The following is an 8,298-nucleotide window of genomic DNA, read 5'->3' on the forward strand; positions in this document are numbered from 1 at the left end:
CGGAGAATTCCCGGTTTTCGATCAAAGCGTGCGGCAATCGCGCGCGCAAACATAGTTTACACGAAAACAATGCGCAGAAACAGCACCAGTTAAAGCGTATTTTTGAATCAGCAAAGAAATTCCTGTTTTGGAGGAGACGCGCCATGGGTCCTTTCCCGCATAACGCCCCGAAATCAACGATCAGTGAAGAAAACCCAGCCGGCACCGATGGCTTTGAATTTGTCGAGTTCGCGCACCCGGAACCGCAGGAACTGCGTGACCTGTTTGCAAAGATGGGATTCGAACTGGTTGCGCATCACAAGGATAAGCCAGCCGTTGAGCTTTGGCAGCAGGGTGATGTGACTTACATCCTGAATGCCGACCCCGAGAGCTTTGCCGCAAAGTTCGTCGCAGAGCATGGTCCTTGCGCCCCGGCGATGGGCTGGCGAGTTGTCGACGCCCAAAAGGCTTATGAGCACGCAATTTCAAAAGGGGCGGAACCATATGATGGCGCGGATAAGACCATCCATGTTCCAGCGATCAAAGGTATCGGTGGTTCGCTGATCTACTTCATCGATCAGTATTATGAAACGTCACCCTACAATCAGGAATTCGAGTGGCTCAAGCAATCCAAGCCACGCGGGGACGGTTTCTACTATCTCGATCACCTGACCCATAACGTCTACAAAGGAAACATGGACAAGTGGTTCCGTTTCTATGGCGATCTGTTCAACTTCCGCGAAATCCGGTTCTTTGACATTCAGGGCAAATTCACGGGTCTATACAGCCGTGCCTTGACCTCGCCGTGTGGTCGTATCCGAATTCCAATTAATGAGGATCGGGGTGAAACCGGGCAAATCGTGTCGTATCTCAAAAAGTACAACGGCGAGGGCATTCAGCATATCGCGGTTGGTAGCGACGATATCTATGAATCCACCGATGCGATTGCGGAGAAGGGTCTGAAGTTCATGCCCGGTCCGAACGAAGCCTACTATGACATGTCGTTCGACCGGGTTTCGGGTCATGACGAACCCAAAGACCGCATGATGAAGCACGGTATCCTGATCGATGGCGAAGGTGTCGTTGATGGAGGCGAGACCAAGATTCTGCTCCAGATCTTTTCGAAGACCGTGATTGGTCCGATCTTCTTTGAATTCATCCAGCGCAAGGGCGATGACGGTTTCGGTGAAGGTAACTTCAAAGCCCTTTTCGAATCCATCGAGCGCGAGCAGATTGAATCGGGTGAAATCTCGGCTGCTTAACAGCCTGCCTTCAAATCAAACTCCGGCGCGTCCAACACCAGCCAGGTCCAAGTGACCCCGGCGCGCCGGTTTGCCGACTGGATAGATTCAGTCTCAGACCGATGGCGTACGTCAAAGCCGCTTTGCACCGCTACTTCCGTGATCAGATCCGCCGATACTGAGAACCCGGGACGAGATGCAGGGCAGGGACCATGTCGAAGAGACAGGATCATGCGTCCGGATGGTTTCAGTAGGCTTGCGAGCGTTTCGATGGCAACTGCTTGATCGGTAGGTACCAAATGATGAAGTACCCCGATGGCAAGTACGGTATCGAAGTACCCTTTGCTGAAACCTATGCCACTAAGCGTCGGCAGTCGGCCATCGTGCCATAACACGTTCTTGCTCGGATAGCCGTTTTGCCCATGATCCCGGAATGTCTTGGCAGGTTCTACCGCTGCCACCTGACATCCGCGCGAAGCCAGCCATACGGCGTTTGTGCCGATACCCGCGCCGACATCAAGCACTTTGCCTGTGTCAGGTAGAAACTCAGCGACTGGTGCCAGAACATCTTCGGGACATAGCTGCCCATAAGCCTCAATCAGGTAAGGCGCTTCGACCTCGTAACCATGGATGATCTGATCCGCGAAATCAGCCACGGGGCATTTTCAACGTCACATTACGCCCGCGTTTCTGGTAGCGCAGTTCGCTGTCACCGATGGCGATTACTTTGCCACCATCGACCCGGTCCCCAACTTTCAGCTTTTTGTAGCGCCCACTGGGAAGCCGGACCAATGCGCGTCGATTTGCAGGTGTGCCATACACCCCGATCAGGTTGAGTTTTCGCAGGTTAAGCGCGTTATCCAACGTCGCCTGTCGGGCAACCGAGGCTGTTGTCGGAATTTTGGGTGCAACGGATTTCGGTTGAAATGTTCCAGCTTCTTCACTCGATTGTGCAACAGCAGCCGTCGAACCCAACGGGGCTGTACCTATGTTTGCTTTCCAAGAGGCAATCACTGCGATTGAGGCTGGTCGGATCTTAGGTCGAGGGACTCTTACAACGGCCAAGGCTGTTGGGGTATGGTCAACCTTTGGCGTATCTTGCAGTGATTTGGGGCGTAACTTGGGGCGTAGCACGGCCAGTTCTTCGAGAGACCGCCCACCAAGTTGCTGCCGCTCAAATTGCTCAATCAAATCACCAGGGCGGGCCCGGGGACGTGTGTCTGCCAAAACGTCGACTTCTTCGATCACGTCAGGATCGGTCTCGAAACGCACCGGTACTTCTGGCGGGACTTTGGAAGGGCGACCAAGATACACAACGATGCCATCCGGGTTCAGCGTGCCCTCGGCCGTAGGTATCACCAAGCCCCGATCGTCAAATTCGAAACGGGTACCTGCGACGCTAGATTGCCCGGCTTGCTCGAACGGAAGATCGGTATCAAAGCTTTCAACCGGAGGCAGGGCGACAGCGTCCTGGGACAGGTCCGAACGATCAATCGAGGCAAGGTAAAGCTCTTCGGGTTGCTCCAGCGATGGCGCAGCTGGTGCTTGCGGAGATGTAGGAGCCAACCCGGTGACTTCATAAAAGACCTCTTCACTCTCGGGATCCCGAGCGACCTGTTCGACCGGTTGAGGTTCGATATTCAAGGCTTCCAGAATCGCAGTGTCAGTCGCGGTCAGTTCCAGCTCTTCATCGGGTGCGACGTTTTCTGGCTCTGTTTCCGTCGGCAGAGCGATTTGCGTTTCAGGTTCGGGGACGGGGGGTGAAGTGATTTCTTGGGGCTCGGTGGTTGTGACGACCGTTTCCTGAGGCGTCTCTTCCTGCGATAAATCCGAAATCGCTACTGTTTCGTCGCCTTCGGAGCCTGTCAAAGTCCATGCGCCTACGGCCACACCAACTGCGACGACAGCAGCGGCCAAAGGGATCAGGTGCTTTGGACGTTTGGTTGATGTCCCGGCAGATGCAGGAACATCAGAAGTAATCTCTGGCGATCGAAACACGTCTGGGTCGGCAGTTCCTACGATTGGGTGAGCAGTTGGGGCAGCCGGATCTTCTGAATCAGTGCTTTCGACTTCCAACACAGGCGATGCTTTTGTGGTTTCGGTCGGTTCGGACGGAATGACCGGCACGGTTTCAGTTGGTTCGGGTGAGGTTTCCGACTCGATTGATTCCGCGCTTGCCTCCGTCAGCCTTGCAGCATCAGAAAGCAGATACTCTGATATGGAATCCTCTTTCGATTCCAGGTCGTTGGCGGTGAAGGTTGTTGGGATAAATCCATGACCCATCGCGAAGGAACGGGCTTCTTCGATTGTTTCCTTGGCCACCGTCGCAATCCGGACCGAGTCTCCCTGCTGCTGTGTCGCAAACTCCAATTCAGCCAGCGAATATGGTGTTTCGGACGTCAGGGTTTTTGCCACCTTCTGATCCAGATCTTCAGGGCCTAAGCCCTCAGCATCCAAGGTGAGATACTTTACCTGATCTGAAGGAATGACCACTTTGCAGCTCAGGTCATTTTCCAGTGCGAATCCCTGTTCGCGCAGCGCCTGCATGCGGTCATTCAGATCAGGTGCATCAACCGGAACAGTTCCCACACAAAACCATTCGCCATCCGAGTGATGGTGTAAGGTAATCCCGGTATCATCAAAAGACAGCGCGAAGGCGGGTTTCATAATCTGGCAGAACCATATTTGTCAGAATTCGCGCAAACGCGCTTGCGTCTGCCCTCTGAGATTAAAGCAGGAACCCGCCGAGGGAAAGGAAAAGGCAAAATCTCCCCTTGTCCGGCAAAGGCTTGCCAACCCATGTATAGGATAAGGCAAAAGGAGGGATCACCTTGAAGACACTTGCTTTTCTGGCCGCGATGATGGCGGCGACCTCGGTTGGGATGGCGCATGCGGAAGAACGTCGCATCACCGTTAGCGGAACGGGAACTGCGTTGGCGGAACCAGATATGGCGACCATCACCCTGGGCGTGACGAATGAAAATGCGCAGGCATCTGATGCAATGAAGGCGACGTCTGACGCAGTCGCTCAGATTTTGGCACGGCTGAATGACATGGGGATCGAGGCGCGCGATGTGCAAACCCGTGATCTGTCATTGTCGCCGGTTTGGGCAGGGCGTCACAATCCAGACGGTGAGGCCCCGAAAATCTCTGGGTTTGTCGCGTCCAATCGCGTTTTTGTCCGGGTGCGGGATCTGAGCAACCTGGGTGAGATCATGGATGCCGTGATTCGGGACGGTGCCAACGATTTTGGCGGCCTCAGCTTTGATGTGCAGGAGCCGAAACCGTTGGAGGCCAAAGCGCGTGCCGAGGCGGTGGCCGATGCAACCGCCAAGGCAGAACAGCTTGCGCAAGCAGCCGGGATCACATTGGGGTCTGTTGTTTCGATCACAGATCAGGGCGGCGGTGCGCGCCCAATGATGCAGATGCGCGAAATGAGCTTTGCCGATGCCGGATCAGTTCCGGTGGCGGGCGGCGAAGTTGGGGTTTCGGTCAATATCTCGATGGTCTTCGAGATATCCGAATAAACTTACGTCTATGTGCGGGCCATCAATGACTGACGTTGTTGGCCCGACGCATCAAAGTTGTCGGGCTCAAGCCATGTTTCGAACGCATCCCGGACACGTGGCCATTCACTATCGATGATCGAATACCAGGCAGTATCTCTGTTGCGACCTTTATAGTGTGTCGCCTGACGGAATGTGCCCTCGAAGGTAAAGCCCAAACGCTCTGCCGCGTTGCGAGACGGGGCATTCAACGCATCACACTTCCACTCGTACCGACGATAGCCCAGTTCATCAAAAACCCGGCGCATCATCAGATACATGGTTTCGGTCGACATAGGAGTGCGTTGGAGGAGGGGTGAGAAATGGATGTGGCCAACTTCGATCGAGCCAGCTGCCGGTGCAATTCTGAGAAACGACGCAAGACCAACAGGCGTCTCGTCTCGATCCAGTACCGTATGAAACATCGGGTCAGCATCGGCACAGTTGGCTCGGACCCAGTCTTCAAACTCAAGTTCAGTACCGAATGGCCCATAAGGCAGGTAGGTCCAATTGTGACCGTCAGCGTCTTGCGCAAACGCCCGGTAAAGTCCGGGCGAATGCCGATTTATGTCCAGTGGCACAACAGTGCAGAACCGGCCTTCCATCGGTGTATATGGTGGCGTCGGGCGCGGGAAATCTCCCGATACCGGCAACCCGATAGGTTGACCCAGTTCGTTGGTGTCGTGCTTTGCCATCGTATCAGGCGCTGGCTTTGGATAGGGCCTGATCCAGATCGGCGATCAGGTCATCTGCATCTTCGATGCCAATCGATACGCGAACCACATTCGGGCCTGCGCCTGCAGCTTCTTGCTGTTCCGGTGACAACTGGCGGTGCGTCGTTGATGCAGAGTGAATGATCAGCGACCGGGCATCACCCAAATTGGCCACATGGCTGAAGATTTCGAGCGCGTTCACCAGTTTGACGCAAGAGTCGTAACCACCTTTGACGGCGAAGGTGAACAAAGCGCCCGCGCCTTTGGGGTAATTCTTTTTGACCCGATCATGATAGGGCGAGGATGGCAGGCCCGCATAGGTTACATAATCGACACGATCATCTGCTTCGAGCCAGGCCGCGATTTTCTGAGCATTCTCTACGTGACGCTCCATCCGCAGGCTTAGAGTTTCGATGCCCATCAATGTATAATGGGCCGCTTGCGGGTTCATGGTCATCCCAAGATCGCGCAATCCGATCGCGATACCATGGAAGGTGAATGCAAGCGGGCCAAAGGTCTCGTGAAACTTGAGGCCGTGATAGGCCGTTTCAGGCTCGCTGAGGGATGGGAACTTGTCGTTGGCCGACCAGTCGAACTTGCCCGAATCCACGATGCAGCCGCCGGTAACGGTGCCATTGCCGGTCAGGTATTTTGTGGTCGAATGCACTACCAATGTCGCGCCGTGTTCGATCGGGCGGCACAGATATGGTGTGGCCGAGGTGTTGTCGACGATCAGCGGAATTCCGGCATCGTCGGCCACATCTGCCAGTGAACGAATGTCGGTGACATACCCGCCCGGGTTGGCGATGGATTCGCAGAACACCGCACGCGTGTTTTCGTCAATTGCGGCTTTCACGGCATCCAGATCGTCCGTGTCCACGAACTTGGCTTCCCATCCGAACCGTTTGATGGTCTGGCTGAACTGCGTGACCGTGCCCCCGTATAGACGGGTCGAGGCGACCACATTGCATCCCGGACCCATCAGCGGGAACAGGGCCATGATTTGCGCAGCATGACCTGAGGAACAACAGACCGCACCAACGCCCCCTTCAAGTGTCGCCACACGTTCCTGCAATACTGCGACGGTCGGGTTGGTCAGGCGGGAATAGATGTATCCAACTTCCTGCAGGTTGAACAACGCGGCTGCGTGTTCGGCATCACGGAAGACATACGCTGTCGTCTGATAGATGGGTGTCTGCCGCGCTCCGGTCGCCGGATCAGGGCGGGCACCGGCGTGGATTTGCAGGGTATCAAAGCCGTAAGTGGGGCCATCAGACATATTTTAATCTCCCGTTGGATTCTTCGCGTTGCTGAATCTCTAGGGCATTGCTGGTCCGCGCACAACGATCCCGTCAGCGCAGCCAAAGCCCCTTGGCCTTGATCGCCTTTCGGATGACCTGCTCTCGCTGAGGCAGATTGTTGCGATCGAACATGTCTCTGATCTTTGAACCCTTGCCCTGTATCACCAGCCGCTTCATCGGGTCATAGTTCTTGAGAACCTTCTTGATCTTGTTCGGTGCGGCGACGGTTTCCAGTACATCAATTACGTGATCGCTTTCGCGAGCATAGAGCAAAGGGAATAGCCGATAGTGGCAACTCACAGATCCATCGAGAAGACCGGGGGGCAGGGCGTCTCGCCCGCCGCCAAAGGAATGGATGACCATAGGCAATGCAGCCTGATCCAGCCATGGGTCTAGGTTCTGTCCGGTCAATTCGGGAATGTTCTCATCGCGAATGGCGCGGGCATATTCCAGAAAGCGCTCTCCGAACAAGCGCGGGCATTTATAGAAGAAATAGCCTGCGTTGAAATACAGATAGCGCCGCCAGTAGTCCTCGGGCTGATCGGTATCCAACGAGCTTTCCAGATCCAGCCCGAACCTGCGATACAACGCGCTCCAGATGCCCTCATAGCTTGGCCCATACAGGGTCGGCTTGGGCCAGCTCCCCTCGACCTTCAGAGACGCACCAGGGCGATCAAAGTCAAAGGGTACGTCGGCCAATTCACCCGTGATCAACGTGTCGGTGTCGAAAAACACAAATGGCTCGCCTTCGGGAAGCGCGCTGAGAGCTTCGATCTTGTTTCCGTATGGATAGCTTTCCCCGAATACCTGCGATTCAAATGGCAGTATCTCGGCATCCAGTTGTTTCAGCGCTTTGAGGACATCGGGATTCTGGATGCTTGGATCGTGATGCCAGCGCGGCCCGAGTTGTGGAACGGCGACAAACAGCCGGCCTTGGAAGTTCGGCGAAGAATAACGCAATGAGGCCGCAAACAGGACTGCCTCATATTGCAGTCGGTTGTTTTGCCCGACGATAATAATGTTAAACTTCGGGGGTTGCGCCTGCATTCACGTGCTTTCCGATTGGGTGCTTGTTGTTGCACTTAACTGCTCAAACGGGACTACAGCAACCTGCTCGGGGCGTCAAAACCCGTATTTCGAAACGGATTGATAATCGTAAATTTTGGGACATGTATTAACCAAGCCAATGATCAGGAGGTCGACCATGCGGGTCAACGCGGATTTCAGCAAACGAGTGGCAGTTCATTTCGACGACAATGAGTGGGTCGCTTCACCGGCTGCAGGCGTCGAACGAAAGATGCTGGATCGTATAGGGGATGAAGTGGCGCGCGCGACTACGATCGTAAGGTTTGCACCCGGCAGTGCCTTTGCGGCGCACACCCACGATGGGGGAGAAGAGTTTCTTGTCCTCGATGGTGTTTTTCAGGACGAAACCGGAGATTTCCCCGTCGGCAGCTATGTCCGCAATCCCCCCACCACCTCTCATACCCCGTCTGCAAGTGAAGGGGCGACAATTCTG

The 8,298-nt window shown here is 55.0% G+C and carries 8 protein-coding genes; 3 read left to right on the plus strand and 5 right to left on the minus strand.

Annotated elements, in window-relative coordinates; genetic code table 11:
* Positions 1-143 precede the first annotated feature (143 nt).
* On the plus strand, positions 144-1,241 hold the full coding sequence (hppD, locus tag E1297_RS26265) for a 4-hydroxyphenylpyruvate dioxygenase (protein WP_155143490.1): 1,098 nt from the start codon (positions 144-146) through the stop codon (positions 1,239-1,241).
* Here the strand turns inward: hppD and E1297_RS26270 are convergent.
* Both E1297_RS26270 and E1297_RS26275 read right to left on the minus strand, forming a co-directional pair.
* Positions 1,238-1,876: a class I SAM-dependent methyltransferase gene (locus tag E1297_RS26270; protein WP_155143491.1), complete on the minus strand. Its 639-nt coding sequence runs from the start codon at positions 1,874-1,876 to the stop codon at positions 1,238-1,240. The two genes, hppD and E1297_RS26270, sit on opposite strands and share 4 nt — an antisense overlap.
* The gene (locus tag E1297_RS26275; RefSeq protein ID WP_155143493.1) at positions 1,869-3,887 is read right to left on the minus strand and encodes a hypothetical protein; all 2,019 of its coding nucleotides are present in this window, start codon (positions 3,885-3,887) and stop codon (positions 1,869-1,871) included. The genes E1297_RS26270 and E1297_RS26275 overlap by 8 nt, the downstream gene beginning before the upstream one ends.
* Positions 3,888-4,051: 164 nt before the next feature.
* Here E1297_RS26275 and E1297_RS26280 point away from each other — a divergent pair, with 164 nt between their 5' ends.
* Positions 4,052-4,747, plus strand: a complete 696-nt coding sequence (locus E1297_RS26280) for an SIMPL domain-containing protein (protein WP_155143495.1) — start codon at positions 4,052-4,054, stop codon at positions 4,745-4,747.
* A gap of 8 nt (positions 4,748-4,755) precedes the next feature.
* Here the strand turns inward: E1297_RS26280 and E1297_RS26285 are convergent, their stop codons facing one another.
* The 3 genes from E1297_RS26285 to E1297_RS26295 all read right to left on the minus strand — a co-directional run bounded on the left by E1297_RS26285 (position 4,756) and on the right by E1297_RS26295 (position 7,826).
* Positions 4,756-5,460 carry a GNAT family N-acetyltransferase gene (locus tag E1297_RS26285; RefSeq protein WP_155143496.1) on the minus strand — a complete coding sequence of 235 codons (705 nt, stop codon included), beginning with the start codon at positions 5,458-5,460 and terminating at the stop codon, positions 4,756-4,758.
* A gap of 4 nt (positions 5,461-5,464) precedes the next feature.
* Entirely contained in the window at positions 5,465-6,757 is a 1,293-nt protein-coding gene (locus E1297_RS26290; RefSeq protein WP_155143498.1) for an O-acetylhomoserine aminocarboxypropyltransferase/cysteine synthase family protein, read from the minus strand.
* 73 nt (positions 6,758-6,830) lie between these two features.
* Positions 6,831-7,826: a hypothetical protein gene (locus E1297_RS26295; protein ID WP_155143500.1), complete on the minus strand. Its 996-nt coding sequence runs from the start codon at positions 7,824-7,826 to the stop codon at positions 6,831-6,833.
* A 157-nt stretch (positions 7,827-7,983) separates the two neighbouring features.
* Here E1297_RS26295 and E1297_RS26300 point away from each other — a divergent pair.
* Positions 7,984-8,298: cupin domain-containing protein (locus E1297_RS26300; RefSeq protein WP_196223411.1), on the plus strand; the 315-nt coding region annotated here is incomplete at its 3' end.

This window comes from Roseibium sp. RKSG952, from assembly GCF_009711355.1.